At 69.2% G+C, this 15,249-nt stretch carries 17 protein-coding genes and 1 pseudogene; 8 read left to right on the forward strand and 10 right to left on the reverse strand.

Annotated elements, in window-relative coordinates:
* Positions 1-88: 88 nt before the first annotated feature.
* Together PE066_RS17205 and PE066_RS17210 are read left to right on the forward strand one after the other, a co-directional pair.
* Positions 89-1,456 (forward strand): dicarboxylate/amino acid:cation symporter, encoded by a 1,368-nt coding sequence (locus PE066_RS17205; protein ID WP_271233748.1) that lies wholly within the window; start codon positions 89-91, stop codon positions 1,454-1,456.
* Positions 1,457-1,734: 278 nt separating this feature from the next.
* Positions 1,735-2,457 (forward strand): TerC family protein, encoded by a 723-nt coding sequence (locus PE066_RS17210; protein WP_271233749.1) that lies wholly within the window; start codon positions 1,735-1,737, stop codon positions 2,455-2,457.
* Positions 2,458-2,494: 37 nt separating this feature from the next.
* Here PE066_RS17210 and PE066_RS17215 read toward each other — a convergent pair.
* The 3 genes and pseudogenes from PE066_RS17215 to PE066_RS17225 all read right to left on the reverse strand — a co-directional run.
* Positions 2,495-2,671, reverse strand: a pseudogene (locus PE066_RS17215) (alpha/beta hydrolase); the annotation flags it as partial.
* A gap of 111 nt (positions 2,672-2,782) precedes the next feature.
* Positions 2,783-3,250, reverse strand: a complete 468-nt coding sequence (locus tag PE066_RS17220; protein WP_271233751.1) for a hypothetical protein — start codon at positions 3,248-3,250, stop codon at positions 2,783-2,785.
* 192 nt (positions 3,251-3,442) lie between these two features.
* On the reverse strand, positions 3,443-4,057 hold the full coding sequence (locus PE066_RS17225) for a hypothetical protein (RefSeq protein WP_271233752.1): 615 nt from the start codon (positions 4,055-4,057) through the stop codon (positions 3,443-3,445).
* A 130-nt stretch (positions 4,058-4,187) separates the two neighbouring features.
* On the opposite strand from PE066_RS17225, the gene PE066_RS17230 reads away from it, so the two are divergent.
* Positions 4,188-4,844: a GntR family transcriptional regulator gene (locus PE066_RS17230; RefSeq protein WP_271233753.1), complete on the forward strand. Its 657-nt coding sequence runs from the start codon at positions 4,188-4,190 to the stop codon at positions 4,842-4,844.
* On the opposite strand, the gene PE066_RS17235 is transcribed toward PE066_RS17230, so the two are convergent.
* From PE066_RS17235 to PE066_RS17245, 3 genes are all read right to left on the reverse strand, one after another.
* Complete coding sequence (locus PE066_RS17235) at positions 4,837-5,760, reverse strand: ornithine cyclodeaminase family protein (protein WP_271233754.1); 924 nt, start codon at positions 5,758-5,760, stop codon at positions 4,837-4,839. The two genes, PE066_RS17230 and PE066_RS17235, sit on opposite strands and share 8 nt — an antisense overlap.
* Positions 5,761-5,762: 2 nt before the next feature.
* Positions 5,763-6,074, reverse strand: coding sequence for a 2Fe-2S iron-sulfur cluster binding domain-containing protein (locus PE066_RS17240; RefSeq protein WP_271236607.1), 312 nt, complete (start codon positions 6,072-6,074; stop codon positions 5,763-5,765).
* Between the two features lie 284 nt (positions 6,075-6,358).
* Positions 6,359-6,661 (reverse strand): 2Fe-2S iron-sulfur cluster-binding protein, encoded by a 303-nt coding sequence (locus PE066_RS17245; RefSeq protein ID WP_271233755.1) that lies wholly within the window; start codon positions 6,659-6,661, stop codon positions 6,359-6,361.
* Between the two features lie 71 nt (positions 6,662-6,732).
* Between PE066_RS17245 and PE066_RS17250 the strand changes: the two genes are divergently transcribed.
* The 4 genes from PE066_RS17250 to PE066_RS17265 are packed head-to-tail and all read left to right on the forward strand — an operon-like array spanning position 6,733 to position 10,206.
* Entirely contained in the window at positions 6,733-7,461 is a 729-nt protein-coding gene (locus PE066_RS17250; RefSeq protein ID WP_271233756.1) for a TenA family transcriptional regulator, read from the forward strand.
* On the forward strand, positions 7,458-8,921 hold the full coding sequence (locus PE066_RS17255; protein ID WP_271233757.1) for an aldehyde dehydrogenase family protein: 1,464 nt from the start codon (positions 7,458-7,460) through the stop codon (positions 8,919-8,921). The genes PE066_RS17250 and PE066_RS17255 overlap by 4 nt, the downstream gene beginning before the upstream one ends.
* Before the next feature lie 12 nt (positions 8,922-8,933).
* Positions 8,934-9,413 (forward strand): GlcG/HbpS family heme-binding protein, encoded by a 480-nt coding sequence (locus tag PE066_RS17260; RefSeq protein WP_271233758.1) that lies wholly within the window; start codon positions 8,934-8,936, stop codon positions 9,411-9,413.
* 13 nt (positions 9,414-9,426) lie between these two features.
* On the forward strand, positions 9,427-10,206 hold the full coding sequence (locus tag PE066_RS17265; protein ID WP_271233759.1) for an SDR family oxidoreductase: 780 nt from the start codon (positions 9,427-9,429) through the stop codon (positions 10,204-10,206).
* A gap of 12 nt (positions 10,207-10,218) precedes the next feature.
* Here the strand turns inward: PE066_RS17265 and PE066_RS17270 are convergent, their stop codons facing one another.
* Genes PE066_RS17270 through PE066_RS17285 form a run of 4 tightly spaced genes read right to left on the reverse strand, consistent with a single transcriptional unit; the run spans position 10,219 to position 13,613 of the window.
* A complete protein-coding gene (locus tag PE066_RS17270) occupies positions 10,219-10,887 on the reverse strand; it encodes an isochorismatase family cysteine hydrolase (protein ID WP_271233760.1) in 669 nt (222 codons plus the stop codon).
* Positions 10,888-10,899: 12 nt separating this feature from the next.
* Positions 10,900-11,766 carry an ABC transporter permease gene (locus PE066_RS17275; protein WP_271233761.1) on the reverse strand — a complete coding sequence of 289 codons (867 nt, stop codon included), beginning with the start codon at positions 11,764-11,766 and terminating at the stop codon, positions 10,900-10,902.
* 6 nt (positions 11,767-11,772) lie between these two features.
* On the reverse strand, positions 11,773-12,606 hold the full coding sequence (locus PE066_RS17280) for an ABC transporter ATP-binding protein (RefSeq protein ID WP_271233762.1): 834 nt from the start codon (positions 12,604-12,606) through the stop codon (positions 11,773-11,775).
* Entirely contained in the window at positions 12,606-13,613 is a 1,008-nt protein-coding gene (locus PE066_RS17285; protein ID WP_271233763.1) for an ABC transporter substrate-binding protein, read from the reverse strand. Before PE066_RS17285 ends, PE066_RS17280 begins: the two co-directional genes overlap by 1 nt.
* A gap of 185 nt (positions 13,614-13,798) precedes the next feature.
* On the opposite strand from PE066_RS17285, the gene PE066_RS17290 reads away from it, so the two are divergent.
* A complete protein-coding gene (locus PE066_RS17290) occupies positions 13,799-15,241 on the forward strand; it encodes a gamma-glutamyltransferase family protein (protein ID WP_271233764.1) in 1,443 nt (480 codons plus the stop codon).
* Positions 15,242-15,249 lie beyond the last annotated feature (8 nt).

The raw sequence follows: 15,249 nt of genomic DNA on the forward strand, positions 1-15,249 counted from the left end.
GAGGCACGGTAGGCGCTATGCGCGCCCAGCGCCCCGTGCGCGCGCCCCCGGGTGTAGAGTGGCCGTTCGTTCCCGCCCGGTCGATGTCATGGCCACTTCGAACGACTCCACCGACGCGCCGCGCCGTCAGCCGCTGTACCGTTCGCTGTACTTCCAGGTTGTCATTGCCGTCATTTCCGGCGTGCTGCTCGGCCATTTCGCACCGGCGACCGGCGAGGCGATGAAGCCGCTGGGCGACGGCTTCATCAAGCTGATCAAGATGATGATCGCGCCCATCATCTTCTGCACCGTCGTGACCGGCATCGCCGGCATGGAGGACATGAAGAAGGTGGGCAAGACCGGCGGGCTGGCGCTGCTGTACTTCGAGGTCGTCAGCACGATTGCCCTGATCGTCGGGCTGGTGCTGGTGAACGCGGTCGGCCCCGGCCGCGGCATGAACGTGGATCCGGCCACGCTGGACACGAAGGCCCTGTCGGCCTACACCGCGCCCGGCAAGATCGGCACCACCACCGACTTCCTGCTGCACGTCATTCCGGACACCTTCGTCGGTGCGTTCGCCAGCGGCGAGATCCTGCAGGTGCTGCTGATCGCGGTCCTGTTCGGGTTTGCGCTGCACCGCTTCGGCGGCCGCGGCTCGCTGGTGTTCGACTGGGTGGAGAAGGCCTCGCACGTGCTGTTCACCATGGTGGGCTTCATCATGCGCGTGGCGCCGATCGGCGCCTTCGGGGCCATGGCCTTCACCATCGGCAAGTACGGAGTGGGCTCGCTGTTCTCGCTGGGCAAGCTGATGGCGACCTTCTACGCCACCTGCCTGATCTTCGTGTTCGCGGTACTGGGCCTGATCGCGCGGGTGCATGGCTTCTCGGTGTGGAAGCTGATCAAGTACATCAAGGAGGAGCTGCTGGTGGTGCTGGGCACCTCCTCATCCGAGTCGGTGCTGCCGCGCATGATGGAGAAGATGGAGAACCTGGGCGCGCGCCGCACCTCCGTGGGCCTGATCATCCCGACCGGCTACTCCTTCAACCTCGACGGCACCAGCATCTACCTGACCATGGCCGCCGTGTTCATCGCGCAGGCCACCAACACGCCCCTGACCTTCGGGCAGGAGCTGGTGCTGCTGGGCGTGCTGCTGCTCACCTCCAAGGGCGCCGCCGGCGTCACCGGCAGCGGCTTCATCGTGCTGGCGGCCACGCTCTCGGCCGTGGGCCACGTGCCGGTCGCGGGGCTGGCGCTCATCCTGGGGATCGACCGCTTCATGTCCGAGGCCCGCGCGCTCACCAACCTGGTCGGCAACGCCGTCGCCACGCTGGTGGTGGCGCGCTGGACCGGCGACCTGGACATGGCGCAACTGCACGCCCGGCTGGACAGCCGCGACTGGCAGGAGACCGGCGAGCCCGAGGTGCTGCTCGATGCCAAGACGGCCCGCATGAGCGTGGAGGGTCAACCGGGGTCGTGAGTGAACGCGTGGTTGGTCGAGCGCGAGCGACGGCAAGAGCCGCTGTCGGATCGGGCGCGAGGAGTCGCTGGCGGCCAAGAGCGGCTTTCGATCCCGATCTTGTCACCTGGACGCACCCACTCGCGTCTAACGAATACGGACCGCGGTCAGGCCGGGGTCAAAGGTGAACACCAAATTCGTACTTCAACGCATGTGCTTCGCACGCACGCACTCCAACTGGCCGGCCACGCGGCAACGGCGCAGTAGCGGCGCTGTCATCAAGATCAGCGCGGTGCCGAATGCCTGAATTCCTCCATCCGGCGTTCTGGATTGCCGTGGGGCAAATCATCCTGCTGGACCTCCTCCTGGGCGGCGACAACGCCGTCGTCATCGCGCTGGCCTGCCGCGACCTGCCGCCCAAGCGGCGCAGGCTGGGCATCCTCTACGGCACGCTCGGGGCCATCGGCCTGAGGGTCGCGCTCATCCTGTTCGCGTTGGCACTGCTGGCTGTCCCCTACCTCAAGGCGACGGGCGGCGTGCTGCTGTTGTGGATCGGCGTCAAGCTCCTTTCTCCGTCGGAAAGCGAGGAGCGTGCGGTCCAGACCAGTGACAAGCTGTGGAGCGCGGTGAGAACCGTGATCCTGGCCGACCTCGTCATGAGCATGGACAACGTGCTGGCCATCGCCGCCGCAGCGGAGGTCGCGGGCGCGCACCAGGTCCCGCTGGTGATCTTCGGGCTGCTGGTGAGCATCCCCGTGATCGTGGCAGGCAGCCAGCTGGTGCTGCGCCTGATGGACCGCTTCCCGGTGATCATCACTCTGGGGGCCATGCTGCTCGGCTGGGTCGCAGGCCAGATGATCTGGACCGATGCGGGGCTGCAGCCGCACCTGCCGGACGCCAACGCCTGGGAGTACGGTGCGGCCGCCATTGGCGCATTGGTGGTCCTGGCATTGGGCAAGCGGCGCATACGGCGCAAGGCGGCCGGCCTGGCTGCAGCGGCGCTGCGCGAGCAAGGCAGGTAGGCGTGCGTGAGGCTTAGACAGCCAATGGCCGCTTCGGCTGGAAGTTGACGTAGGACTTGCCGATCTGCAACGCCGCCAGCTCCGTGCGCAGCGTGACCGGCTCGGTGAACGTGCGGTACGGTTGCGGATTGAGCCGGGCGTAGCTGCTCTCGGCCAGCGCGAAGTCGGCGTCGATGATGAAGGCTTCGCGCCAGATCGGGAAAGGCAGCATCAACGGGAGCGCAGGTGCTTGGCGGTGGGCTCCAGGAGCTCGCCGTGCCAGGCGCCGTGGACCAGGACGTAGGTGTCGGCCATGGTGTCTCCCCTTCGGAGCTGGCCCCGCCGGCTACTTGCACTCGACCCTGAAGTTGTCGTGAAAGCTGGTCAGTTCGCCGCTTTCCGCGACGACGAGGTGAACGTTCTCGTGCAGCTGGAAGTTGTTTCCCGGGCCCAGTCCGATGATCCTGAAGTTGTTCAGGAACGTGAGGCTGAACCTTCCGTTCTCGGACGCGGCGTTGAAGTAGTCCGACGTGTTGCCCACCGCGCGGTAGGTGTCGCCAGTGCTCTGGCCGATGCCGGCGATGCCCTGCGGCTGGTAGTGGTTCATGCCGCGGATCCTGTTCCCGTTGATCGTGAAAGAGGTCAGGACGTGCAGTGGCCCGCTGAGATTGACGACTTCGCCGGCACCCCCATTGGCGCAGGGGACGAAGACCGCGAGGGTGACATCGACCTTGTCGTTCGTGACAACTTCGGCGTGGGTCGGGATTGCGCACAGGACTGCCAGTGCCGCGGCAGACGCTTTGAGGGTCTTCATGGCCATGCCTCCTTTGCAAGTTCGGGATCGGAGCCGGTGCTTCGGTCCGCTGCCCACCTTCGACGCACCCATGCTTGCCCGCAAGGTGAAAACCTACCGGCCAGGCTAGTAGTAATGTCCTGCCGGCGCGCTCTCACTAATCGAGAGCGCAAGCGAGTCCGGCCAGCCTCCCGGTGCGGATGGCGTTGTGGCCTACGCGCGCCTGGCCAGCGACACCAGACCCAGGTAGTCCGAGCGGGTCTGCGGCAGGACGGCGCCCACCAGTTGCTCGTACGAAGTGCGATGGCGCGCAAGCATGCGGGCCGAAGCCACGGTCTTGGACCTGCAGAACCAGTGGCAGGTATGTTGCATCAGGAGCATTTCGGCCGAAATGGCGAACGCGCGATCCTTCGCCGAGCCTGCGCCTTCCTCGTCGATGGCACGGCAGATGCCCCGTGCGTGGACACGGAGTGCTTCGCGCATGTCGAAAGAACCGGCGAAGGCTGACGCCAGCGGAAGCCAGATCGGCAGCTTGCTCACGCGAGTGGCTGCGGCGTCGGCAGCCGCGAAGTCATTCGCGAACTGGCGCATTTGCGTGCACAACGCTTGCTCGGTTGTTCGCAGCAGGTTCCAGACCTGTTCGCGCCGGCCAGGATCGGCTTCGCCCAGGGCCCGCAAGTAGCCCTCGGTCAGGGTCTCGATGTTCTTTTCGATGCTGAAGCCCGAAAGGAATCGGGCGAGGAGGGCGATGCGCTGTTGCTGCAGCTTGGCCTTGGTCATCCAGAAGGACAGGGCCAGCACGAGGGCGAGGGTCAGAAGGAAATCCACGCGCGATCCTACACATCGGAAACGGCTGCTCCCCAGCCGATCCAGGTCTTGGGCGCGCATGGCGGCGCAGTGGCGGGTGGACGATTTGCGGCTTGGGATTCTGTATACCGGCGTAGAATCCGGGACCAACATGGATACCCTGAAGGATTCCAGCCTGGGTGCCAGCCACTCTCCGCTCACCCGGCTTGTCGTGGAGGCCCTGCGCGAGCGCATCCTGGCGGGCACCATCCCGCCCGGCGATCGCCTGATCGAGGGCCGCCTCTCGGAGGAATTCGGGGTGTCGCGGATGCCGGTGCGGGAGGCCCTGCGCCAGCTGGCCGCCGAAGGCCTGGTGGTGATCGAGCCGCGCCGTGGCGCCTCGGTGGTGACCTTCGACGACCAGCAGATGCGCGAGCTGGTCGAAGTGCGCGCCACGCTGGAAGGGCTCAATGCGAAGCTGGCCGCCAAGCGCCACGACCCCGGACAGATCGCCGAACTGCAGCGCATCCTGGAGGAGGGCACGCGGCTCGCCGAAAGCTCGGACGTGGCCCGGACCACGCTGATGAACCAGCAGTTCCACGAAGCGCTGGGCAACGTCGCCGCCAATTCCGTCCTGCGCGACATCATGCGTTCGCTGCGCGACCGCACGGCCCTGCTGTTCGCGCCGATCAACCGGGTGCGCGGCCGGCAGAACTGGGAAGAGCACGCCGCCATCCTGCGCGCCGTGATCCAGGGCGATGCCGAGCTGGCCGCGATGCTGGCGACGCGCCACGTCTACAACGCGGCGCAGATGGATCCGCTCAGCTAGAACCCCGGGCTTGCAGGCGCTGCCAGGCCAGGCCCGCCAGCGCCACGTCCTGCAGCCCGACCCCCACCGACTTGTAGATCGCGATCCCGTCCGCATTGGCGCGGCCCGGGGCCTGCCGCGCCAGCAGCGCCCCGAGCTCGACCACCCTGTCGGCCACCCGCAACTCCGGCGCTGCGAGCACAAGGTCGCCCGCCTCGCGCAGCGCCTGGGCGCGCCACTCGACGACGATCTGCGAAGCGCGCGCGAGAGCGCGGTCGTCCAGCTCGCGCGTGGTCGGCAGGCTCGAGCCGGTCGCCGCGACGAAGCAGTCCTGCGGCAGCAGCTCGCCCGGAAAGAGCGGCGCGGGGGAGCGCGATGCCGTGACCACCAGGTCCGCGCCGTCCAGCACCCCGGCTGCGTCGCCGTAGGACACCGGCACGCCACAGGCGCGCTGCAGGTCGTCGGCCCAGCGCGGGTCCGCCGTGCGGGAGCAGACCCGGATCGCTTCCAGCGGAAAGGCCTCGGCCAGCTGCAACGCATGGGCGGTGGCCTGCACGCCAGTGCCGAAGAGCGCGAGCCGGCGGGCGTCCGGGCGGGCGAGCCGCCGAGCCGCCAGCACCGTGCAGGCGGCGGTGCGCAGCCGCGTGATGGCGCCGGCGTCCAGCGACGCGAGCGGGCGTCCGTTCTCGCTGGAGAACAGCAGGATGACGAAGCTGAACCGGCCGGCCAGCGTGGAGTAGACCTTGGCGCCGGCCACCCCCAGGTCCGGCAGCACGGCGCCCAAGGTGGAGAGCTTGACGCCCCCGGCCTCGGTCCTCGCGCGCTCCTGCATGGCCGCGCGCCCGGCCGTGAAACTGGTGAACGCGTCGTGCAGCACTTGCTGGGCATCGCGCGGGCGGATCGCGCCCTCCACCATGGCGTCCGTGATGTGCAGCATGGCTACCAGGAGACGGCGATGTCGCCGCGCACGAAGGTCTGGCACGCCATGCGCCAGCCGTCCGCCAGCTGCGCCTCGGTCAGGTGGCGGCGCTCCTTGGCCTTGACCTCGTCGGTGTACTCGCGGCCCTGCTCGATGCGGCACTTGCAGGTGCCGCACAGGCCCCCGCCGCACTTGAAGGGAATGCCGCCTTTCTCGCGCAGGGAGACCCGCAACAGGTTGCTGTTGGCCGGCGCGGCGGCGACCTTGCCGCCATTGCTCAGGAAGGTGACGCTCACCGTGCCGGCCCCGGCCGCCGGCTGCGGCGGGCGCAGCTCCACGGGGCGCAGCAGGCTGGAGTCGCTGCCATCGCGGCAGAGCTCGCGCAGTTCGGCGCGCGCGGACGCGAGCGTGGAAAAGCGCGGGAAGAACTTGGCCGGAACGGCGTTGACGCTGCCGCCGTCGCCTTCCTCGACGATGCGCACGCGGTCGTCGGCCTTGAGCTGGGCGATGACGAAGCGCGCACGCAGCCGGCCCCCGTGCAGGTATTCGTAGGCCTCCAGCGATTCCAGGCCGGCCCCGGGTTCGCTGCGGTACACGCCGGGCTTGCTGGTCAGGATCAGGTACATGCCCGGTCCTGCCGCAGTTCGATGTCGTGGGACAGCCACAACTGACAGACCAGGCGAAAGCCTTGCGCCAGCCGCTCGCCCAGCAGCTTCTCCTCCTTCCAGTTCGGGGGTGGCAGGTGCTCGGCGCCGGCGAGCACCCGGCTGGCGCAGCGGCCGCACTGGCCCATGCCGCAGCGGAACTGCAGCAGGGGGTAGGGGAACTGGCGGATGCCGGCCCGCACGACCAGGTTGGCGCCGGCGGGGACTTCCTCGCGCGCGACCTGCTCGTTCTGGTGGAAGGTGACGAATGGCATGGTGAGGGCGAGGGCACCTTTGCAGTCGACAGTATACAATATACCAACCATTCACCGACGAAAGGAACAGCATGGCCGCCGCCCTGATGACCCACGACGAATTCCGCAGCGCCCTGGAAGAAGCGATCAAGGGCAAGAGCGCCAACAAGGCGCCCTTCAGCATCGCCTGGGCGACCGGCCAGCTGTCGCGCGCCCACCTTGCGCGCTGGGCCGAGAACCACTACCACTACGTCGGGCCGTTCGCCGACTACCTGGCCTACATCTACGCACGCACGCCCGACCACATGACGGAGGCCAAGGACTTCCTGCTGGCGAACATGTACGAGGAGGAGATCGGCGGCGACCGCCACACCGACCTCCTGATCCGGTTCGCGCAGGCGTGCGGCACCACGCGCGAGCGGGTGATCGATCCCGACAACATGTCCCCCACCACGCGCGGCCTGCAAAGCTGGTGCTACGCGGTGGCGATGCGCGAGGACCCGGTGGTGGCGGTCGCTGGGCTGGTGGTCGGCCTGGAATCGCAGGTGCCGTCGATCTACCGCAAGCAGACGCCGGTGCTGCGCGAGCAGTACGGCTTCACCGACCAGGAAGTCGAGTTCTTCGACCTGCACATCGTGTCCGACGAGATCCATGGCGAGCGCGGCTACCAGATCGTGCTGGAGCACGCGAACACCCCGGAACTGCAGCAGCGCTGCCTGAAGATCTGCGAGATCGGCGCCCAGATGCGCCTGCTGTACACGACCGCGCTGTACCACGACTACGTCGCCCGCGACCTGCCCGAGCTGAACCTGGCGGCATGAGCACGAACACTGCAACGGTGGACGGCCTGAACTACATCCAGGGCGAGTGGGTGGCGGGCCTGGACGGCGCCACCTTCGACGACCTGAACCCGGCGGATGCGCGCGAGTGCGTGGCGCGCTTTCCGGCCTCCACCGCGCGGGATGCCGAAGCCGCGGTGGCCGCGGCCGCGGCGGCGTTCGACGGCTGGCGAAAGACGCCCATCGGCAAGCGCGCCGCCATCCTGAACGCCGCCGCCGCCTACCTGGAGGCGCATGTCGAGCGCCATGCGCGCGACCTGACGCGCGAGCAGGGCAAGCCGCTGGCGCAGGCCCGGGACGAATGCCTGCGCGCCGCGCAGACCTTCCGCTTCTACGCGGTGGAAGCCCAGACTTTCGGCGGCGAGACCTATCCGCAGGACGACCCGGGCATGGTGGTGTACAGCCAGCGCGAGCCGCTCGGCGTGGTCTCGGTGATCTCGCCCTGGAACTTTCCCGCGTCCATCCCCGCCCGCAAGATTGCCCCGGCGTTGATGACCGGCAACACGGTGGTGTTCAAGCCCTCGTCGGACGCGCCGCTGAGCGGATGGCGTCTCGTGCAGGCGCTGGCCGAAGCGGGCTTGCCCAAGGGCGTGCTCAACTTCGTCACCGGCGCGGCCGCGGCGACCGGGCCGGTGCTGACGCGGTCGGCCGCCGTGCGCGCGATCACCTTCACCGGCTCCACCCGCGCGGGCGAGGAGATCCACCGGGGCGCCTCGCTCACCACGCGCCTGCAGATGGAGCTGGGCGGCAAGAACCCGCTGCTCGTGATGGAGGACGCCGACCTGGACCAGGCGGTGGAGTTGGCGGTCAAGGGCGGCCTGTCGCTCAGCGGCCAAGCATGCACCGGCACCAGCCGGATCATCGTGCAGCGCCCGGTGCTCGCCGCCTTCACCGACAAGCTGGTCGAGCGGGTGCGCCGGCTGAAGGTCGGCAGCGGCCTGGAGCCGGGCATGGACCTGGGGCCGCTCTCCACCCGGCGGCAGCTGGACACCGTGCTCTCGTACATCGAAATCGGCCGCCAGGAAGCGGACCTGCTGTGCGGCGGCGAGCGGCTCCAAGGCGAGGCCCACGCCCACGGCTGGTACGTGTCGCCGGCGGTCTTCGCGGGCGTGACGCCCACGATGCGCATCGCCCGCGAGGAGATCTTCGGGCCGGTGCTGGCGGTGCTGGAGGCGGGCAGCTTCGAGGAGGCGCTGGCCCAGGCCAACGACAGCGACTACGGACTGGCGGCCGCGATCGCCACCCGCAACCCGCGCTACATGCACGTGTTCGCCAGTGAAGTGCAAAGCGGCACGGTCAAGATCAACCGCACCACCACCGGCAACCTGGTCAACGCCCCGTTCGGCGGCATCAAGTGTTCCAGCACGTCGACGTTCCGCGAGTCGGGGCGCGCCGGACTGGAGTTCTTCACGCAGACCCGCATGGTCTACCGCGGCACCTGAGGAGGAGAGGCAATGAAGAAGTCGCTGAAGCTGCAGCTCGACGAGGCGCGCGTCATGGCGGCCGCCGCGCTGCGGCGCGCCCAGGAGATCGGCGTGGCCGAGACGGTGTGCATCACCGACGAAGGCGGCTTTCCGCTGGTGCTCGAGCGCATGGACGGCGGCCGCGTGACGGGCCCGCAGATCGCCTGGAACAAGGGCTTCACCGCGGCCGGCCACAAGCGCTCCACCCACCTGTTCACCACGCCGCCCAACGGTCCGGCGCTGCCAGGCAACGAGGCATTCGGAATCCAGCTCAGCTTCGAGGGGCGCTTCGCCGCCTTCGTCGGGGGCTTTCCGGTGGTGGTCGACGGCGAGGTGGTCGGCGGCGTGGGCCTGAGCGGCGGCAACGGCGAGCAGGACATCCAGTGCGGCCTGGCCGCGCTGGCGGCGTTGCAGCAACTGCTGGAAGGCCAGGGGCACCAGGTGCTGGTGCAGGCCGACATCAAGAAGTGAGGGACCGGGCGTGATGGACCTGGGCATTGCCGGCCGCCGCGCCCTGGTGTTCGGCGGCAGCAAGGGCATGGGCCGCGCCTGCGCGCTGCATTTGGCGCGCGCGGGCGTGCAGGTGTGCATCGCCGCCCGCACGCGGGAGACGCTGGAGCAGGCCAGCGCGCAACTGCAGCAAGCCAGCGGCGCGCCCGTGGCGTGGGTCGTGGCCGACCTGACGACCGAAGCGGGCCGGGCCGCCGCGCTGCAGGCCTGTCCGGCGCCGGACATCCTGGTGAACAACGCCGACGGACCGCCGCCGGGCGATTTCCGCGACTGGACGCGCGCCGACTGGCATGCGGCGCTGGACGCGATGATGCTCGGTCCCATCGGGATGATCCGCGCGACGATCGACCCCATGCTGGAGCGCGGCTTCGGCCGCATCGTCAACATCGTCTCGCGCAGCGTGAAGGCGCCGCACGCGGAGCTGGGGCTGTCCAACGGCGCCCGCTCGGGGCTGGTGGGCTTCGTCGCCGGCCTGGCCCGGCAGGCGGTGCGGCGCAACGTCACCATCAACAACCTGCTGCCGGGGGCCTTCGACACCGACGCCCAGCGGCGCCACCTGGAAGCGCTGGCGCGCGCCACCGGCCGCGATGCCGGCGAACTGCGGCGCGAGCGGGAGAGCGCGACGCCAGCGGGCCGTTTCGGAAACCCCGACGAGGTCGGCGCCCTGTGCGCCTTTGTCGCGTCGGCCCATGCGGGCTACCTGACGGGGCAGAGCCTGCTGATCGACGGCGGTGCCTACCCCGGCACCTGGTGACCGCCCGGGCGCCTAGGCGGCCAGGCGCTCGATCACCTCGCGCGTGCCGAGCACGTCCCCGAAGAACAGCATCCAGGTCTGCAGCGATTGTTCGTGCTCGTGCGGCGTCACCGCCGACAACGCGTCGTGCACCATGACGGTGGCGTAGTCCATCATCATCGCGTCGCGCGCGGTCGATTCGCAGCAGACGTTGGTCACCGTGCCGCCGACCAGCACGTGCGTGATGCCGCGCGCCTGGAGCACCTCGTGCAGGCGCGACGATCCCGGCGCCAGTGCGCTGTAGCAGCGCTTGACGACGCGCTCGTCCGCCGGGTCGGGCTCCAGCCCGGGCGCCAGCTGGAAGCCCGCATGGCTGCTGGCCAGCTCGCGCAGCCGCCTTGCGCTGCGCTCCGGCGTGAGCATGTGGGCGTGGTGGTGCGACCAGCTGCGATCGGCGCCGTCGGCGCTGGTCTGCACCCAGATCACGTGGCCACCCGCATGGCGCAGCGCGTTGGCGAGCCGGTTGACGGCCGGGAAGGTGGCGCGCGCCGGCGCGCACTCGCCCAGGTATCCGGGCTGCGTGTAATAGTTCTGCAGGTCAATGACGACGAATGCCGTGCGCTTCGGATCCAGGCGGTCATAGGGGTGCAGCCGGCCCTGGCGAGCGATGACCCGTTCCACCACCCATTGCGGGAATTCCATCAGTCCGTCCCTTCAGGCGTAGCGCCGCGCGAACGCCGATTCCAGCCGGGCGATCGCCAGGTACATCAGGCCCGACAGCAGCCCGAGCACCACGATGGCCGCCATGACGATGTTCAGCTTGAACACCTGGCTGCCGTTGATGATGAGAAAGCCCAGCCCGGCGTTGGACGACTGGAACTCGCCCACGATGACGCCGACCAGGGCCAGGCCGATGTTCATCTTCAGCGCCGCGATCAGCGTCGGCATGCTTCCGGGCAGCACGACCAGCCGCAGCACCTGGGCGCGGCTGGCGCCGAAGGTGCGGGCCAGCTTGACCTTGTTCGGGTCGATCCCCTGGAAGCCCTCGTAGACCACCATGATGGTCACGAAGACCGCGATCGCCACGGCCATGCCGTACACCGAGTACTCCGAGCCGAGCCAGATGTAGAAGATCGGCACGAAGGCGATCTTGGGCATGGCATTGGCCACCACCAGGAACGGATCCAGCACCTTGTGGGCGAAGGAGGACCACCACAGGCCCGCGGCCACCGCGATGCCGAACGCCATGCTCAGGGCGAAGCCGACCAGGGTCGCCCGGAAGGTGGCCCAGGTGTGCCCGAGCAGGTCCCCGCTGCGCGAGAGCTCGATGAACGTGGGCCACAGCGCACTCGGATAGCTGGTCATCAGGGGGTTGACCACGTGCGTGCGTGCGAGCACTTCCCAGAGCACCAGAAAGAGCAGCAGCAGCAGCGCGCGGGTGGCCTGGATCCAGCGGCCGCGGCGCTTCTCGCGCGCGCGCCAGGCCAGGTAGGCGGCGCTGGGCGCGTGCGCCGGGGCGGCGGGCGACCCGGCCGCGGCGGGTGCGGGGGCGGCGTTCTCGGCCAGCAGAACGGAGCTCATGGAACCTCAGCCCTCCACGTGCACGTCCAGCTCGTCCCAGAGCGTGCGGAAGTAGTCGTTGAACTCGGGCAGCCCGCGGATCTCCAGCGGCTTGGGCCGCCGGCCCTCGTGGCCGGCGAAGCGCATCAGGTGCTGCGACTTGATCCGGCCGGGGCGGCGCGACAGCACCACCACCCGGTCGGTCATGGAAATGGCCTCGCCGATGTCGTGCGTGACCAGGACCACCGACTTGCCCTCGCTGCGCAGCACGTCGACCACCTCGTCCGCAATGGCCAGGCGGGTCTGCGAATCGAGCGCGGAGAACGGCTCGTCCAGCAGCACCACGTCCGGGTCGGTGACCAGCGTGCGGGCCAGCGCGACGCGCTGGCGCATGCCGCCGGAGAGCTGGCGAGGGTAGTGGTCGAGGAAGTCGCCCATTCCGCACTTGTGCAGCAGGTGGGCGGCGCGCTCGCGCGCCTGCTTCATCGAGCGGTGCTGGATCTGCGCGCCGAGCACCGCGTTGTCGAGGATGGTGCGCCACTCGAACAGGTAGTCCTGCTGCAGCATGTAGCCCACCCGCGGGGAGGGCCCGCGCACCGGCAGCCCGTCCACCAGCACCTGGCCCGACGAGGGCTCGAGGATGCCGGCGATCAGCGACAGCAGCGTGCTCTTGCCGCATCCGGACTGGCCGATGAGGCCGACGAACTCGCCCGCGCCGACCCCGAGCTGGATGCGGTCCAGCGCCTCGGTCTCGCCCGCGTGGGTGAAGTAACGCAGGCAGACGTCCTGCAGTTCGATGCGCGGCCGCCCGCGAGGGGGCGACGCGGTGGCGGGGCGCTCGGCTGCCTCGGCGAGCGTCATCAGCGGGCCTTGCTGCTGAACTCGTTGGCCACGACCTGCTCGTACTTGACGCGCTTGGCGCGGTCGAGGACCCCGCTGGCGATCAGCATGTCCTGCAAGGTCTCGATCGCCTGCTGTTCGACCGTGGTGCTGGTCTTCCACAAGCCGATGCCGCGATACCGCTCGATGGCTGCGACCAGCTCGGGTTGCGTCATGCCGGGGAAGAATTCGGCCAGGGCCTTGGCCAGGTCGGCCGCCGGTGCGGTCGCCACGTGCTTCTGCGCGCGCAGGATGACGTTGGTCCAGGCTTGCGCCACCGCCGGGTTCTTCTTCAGGAAGTCGCTGGTGGCGGTGAAGACGGTGTAATCCACCGGGCCCACCTCGCGGCCGACGGCCGCGACCACGAAGCCCTGGCCGTTCTTCTCCAGCATGCCGGCCTCCGGCTCCAGGAAGATGCCGTAGTCGGCCTGCCCGGCCATCCAGGCGCCGGCGCGCGCGGCCGGTCCGATGTTGTTCACCAGCTTCAGGTCCTTCTTCGGATCGAGCCCGTGCTTGCGCATCGCCGTCTCGAGGAACACGTCCGGGTTCGAGCCCGGACGGAAGGACAGCACGCTCTTGCCTTTCAGGTCGCTCCACTCGAACTTGGCCGGCTTGGTGCGCGCCATCAGCAGGAACCCGTCGGTGGCCGTCAGCCCGGAGAAGATCCTCGGCTTGGTCGGCGACTCGCTGTTGGCCACGTAGATCGAGGCTTCCGGCCCGATCAGCACGATGTCGGCGCTGCCCGAGAGCAGGGCGGCCATGCCCTTGTCGGTCCCTTGCGAAGTCTTCAGGCCAACGTCCAGCCCGGCTTCCTTGAAGTAACCCTGGCTCAGTGCCACGTACATGGGCGTGTACAGGATCGACCGGACCACTTCCTCGTAGCGGACCTTGGTCAATGTGGCAGCGGATTGCGCCTGCGCGGTGCCGGCCAGCGCAAGGACGCTCACGGCCAGGCCGATCGTGCGGAACAGGCGGGACAAGTAGGACATGGCGACTCCTGTCGGTGAAGAAATTAGTTTCTACGAAATACAGTATGCAATTCGCGTGCCGGCAGGCACTACCTCAAGCTCTGGTTTGACTTGGATCAAGTGGAACAGACCCACTGACGAGCGTCTACTGACATTTGTCGGTATACTATATACCGTAGATGCTGACCACTGGAGTAGGTGAAAGCGTGACTGCCGGCCCGGGGCGGGCCATGGTGGCCACGGGCCACCCCCTGGCCGCCGGGGCCGCCGCCGCCGTGCTGCGCGAAGGCGGCAGCGCCGTGGATGCGGCCATCGCCGCCGACGCCGTCATGGGCGTGGTGGAGCCGATGGCCACCGGCGTCGGCGGCGACCTGCTGGCGATGCTGGTGCCGCAGCAGGGGGCACCGCAGGCATACAACGGCAGCGGCCGGGCGCCCTTGTCACTGGATCCGGCGCAGGTGGCGGCCTTGCCGGGCGAGCGAATCCCCGAACGCCACCCCTTGTCCGTCACCACGCCTGGCGCCGTTCGGGGCTGGCACGACCTGCATGCACGCCATGGGCGGCTCCCGTGGAGGCGCCTGCTGCGCGAGGCGATCGATGTGGCGGCCGCCGGCTTTCCCGTTGCGCCGGTGGCGGCACGGGAGTGGGCCTGGTTCGAGCCGGTGCTGCGCGCCCAGCCGGAGTGCGCCGCGCTGTACCGGGCCGGCGCCGCGCCGCGCGCGGGAGAAACCTTCCGCAATCCCGAACTCGCCGCCGTGCTGGAGGCTATCGCCACGGACGGGCCGGATGCCTTCTACCGCGGGGTTCCGGCGCAGGCGGCTGAACGGGCCGTCCGGGCGCTCGGCGGCGTGCTGTCCGCAGAGGACTTCGCGGCGCACCGGGGCGAGTTCGTCGCGCCCGTGGCCGGCTCGTTTCGCGGACTGCAGGTGCTGCAATGCCCGCCGAACACGCACGGCGTGGCGGTGCTGCACGCGCTGGCCGCCCTGGAGCCGCTCGCGCTCGCGCCGGAAGACCCGCTCACCATGGTGGCGGCGGTGCAGGCCATGAAGCAGGCCCAGGACTTTGCTGCGCGAACGGTCGCCGACCCGGCCGGCAATACCGTGTGCACGGTGGTGGTCGACGCCGATGGTTTCGCTGTCACCCTGATGAGCAGCATCTTCAAGCGCTTCGGCGCCGGCATCGTCGCACCGGGATGCGGGTTCGTGCTCCAGAACCGCGGGTTCGGCTTTTCGAGGCCGGGACACCGCAACGGCCCGACACCTGGGAAACGGCCGTACCACACGGTGGTCCCGGGCGCTGCGCTGCGCGAAGGCCGCCTGCATGCCGCGTTCGGCGTGGTCGGTGGCGCGATGCAGCCGCAGGGGCAAGTGCAGCTGCTGCTGCGCATCGCCGCCTGGAACCAGGGCCCCCAACCGGCCATCGACGCGCCGCGCTGGCGCCTGGAAGGCGGCCGCGAGCTGGCCATCGAGACCGGCATGCCGCAGGCCACACGACAAGCTTTGCGTGCGGCGGGGTACACGGAACCCGCACGTGGCGAGCTCGGGGGCCGCAGCGACTTCGGTGGGGCGCAGCTTGTCCTGCGCACGCCGGATGGCGGACTGGCCGGCGGTTCGGACCGCCGCAAGGACGGACTGGTGCTCGTGATATGAGCGGGGTG

Origin of the sequence: Ramlibacter tataouinensis, from assembly GCF_027941915.1 — a bacterium.
Classification (GTDB): Bacteria; Pseudomonadota; Gammaproteobacteria; order Burkholderiales; family Burkholderiaceae_C; genus Ramlibacter; species Ramlibacter tataouinensis_C.

Excerpts from the sequence above, each read along its gene's own strand:
- PE066_RS17235 (WP_271233754.1), bottom strand. The coding sequence starts at position 5,760 with ATGCTGCACATCACGGACGCCATGGTGGAGGGCGCGATCCGCCCGCGC.
- PE066_RS17285 (WP_271233763.1), bottom strand. The coding sequence starts at position 13,613 with ATGTCCTACTTGTCCCGCCTGTTCCGCACGATCGGCCTGGCCGTGAGC.
- PE066_RS17245 (WP_271233755.1), bottom strand. The coding sequence starts at position 6,661 with ATGCCATTCGTCACCTTCCACCAGAACGAGCAGGTCGCGCGCGAGGAA.
- PE066_RS17210 (WP_271233749.1), top strand. The coding sequence starts at position 1,735 with ATGCCTGAATTCCTCCATCCGGCGTTCTGGATTGCCGTGGGGCAAATC.
- PE066_RS17270 (WP_271233760.1), bottom strand. The coding sequence starts at position 10,887 with ATGGAATTCCCGCAATGGGTGGTGGAACGGGTCATCGCTCGCCAGGGC.
- PE066_RS17275 (WP_271233761.1), bottom strand. The coding sequence starts at position 11,766 with ATGAGCTCCGTTCTGCTGGCCGAGAACGCCGCCCCCGCACCCGCCGCG.
- PE066_RS17280 (WP_271233762.1), bottom strand. The coding sequence starts at position 12,606 with ATGACGCTCGCCGAGGCAGCCGAGCGCCCCGCCACCGCGTCGCCCCCT.
- PE066_RS17250 (WP_271233756.1), top strand. The coding sequence starts at position 6,733 with ATGGCCGCCGCCCTGATGACCCACGACGAATTCCGCAGCGCCCTGGAA.
- PE066_RS17205 (WP_271233748.1), top strand. The coding sequence starts at position 89 with ATGGCCACTTCGAACGACTCCACCGACGCGCCGCGCCGTCAGCCGCTG.
- PE066_RS17230 (WP_271233753.1), top strand. The coding sequence starts at position 4,188 with ATGGATACCCTGAAGGATTCCAGCCTGGGTGCCAGCCACTCTCCGCTC.
- PE066_RS17220 (WP_271233751.1), bottom strand. The coding sequence starts at position 3,250 with ATGAAGACCCTCAAAGCGTCTGCCGCGGCACTGGCAGTCCTGTGCGCA.
- PE066_RS17260 (WP_271233758.1), top strand. The coding sequence starts at position 8,934 with ATGAAGAAGTCGCTGAAGCTGCAGCTCGACGAGGCGCGCGTCATGGCG.
- PE066_RS17255 (WP_271233757.1), top strand. The coding sequence starts at position 7,458 with ATGAGCACGAACACTGCAACGGTGGACGGCCTGAACTACATCCAGGGC.
- PE066_RS17265 (WP_271233759.1), top strand. The coding sequence starts at position 9,427 with ATGGACCTGGGCATTGCCGGCCGCCGCGCCCTGGTGTTCGGCGGCAGC.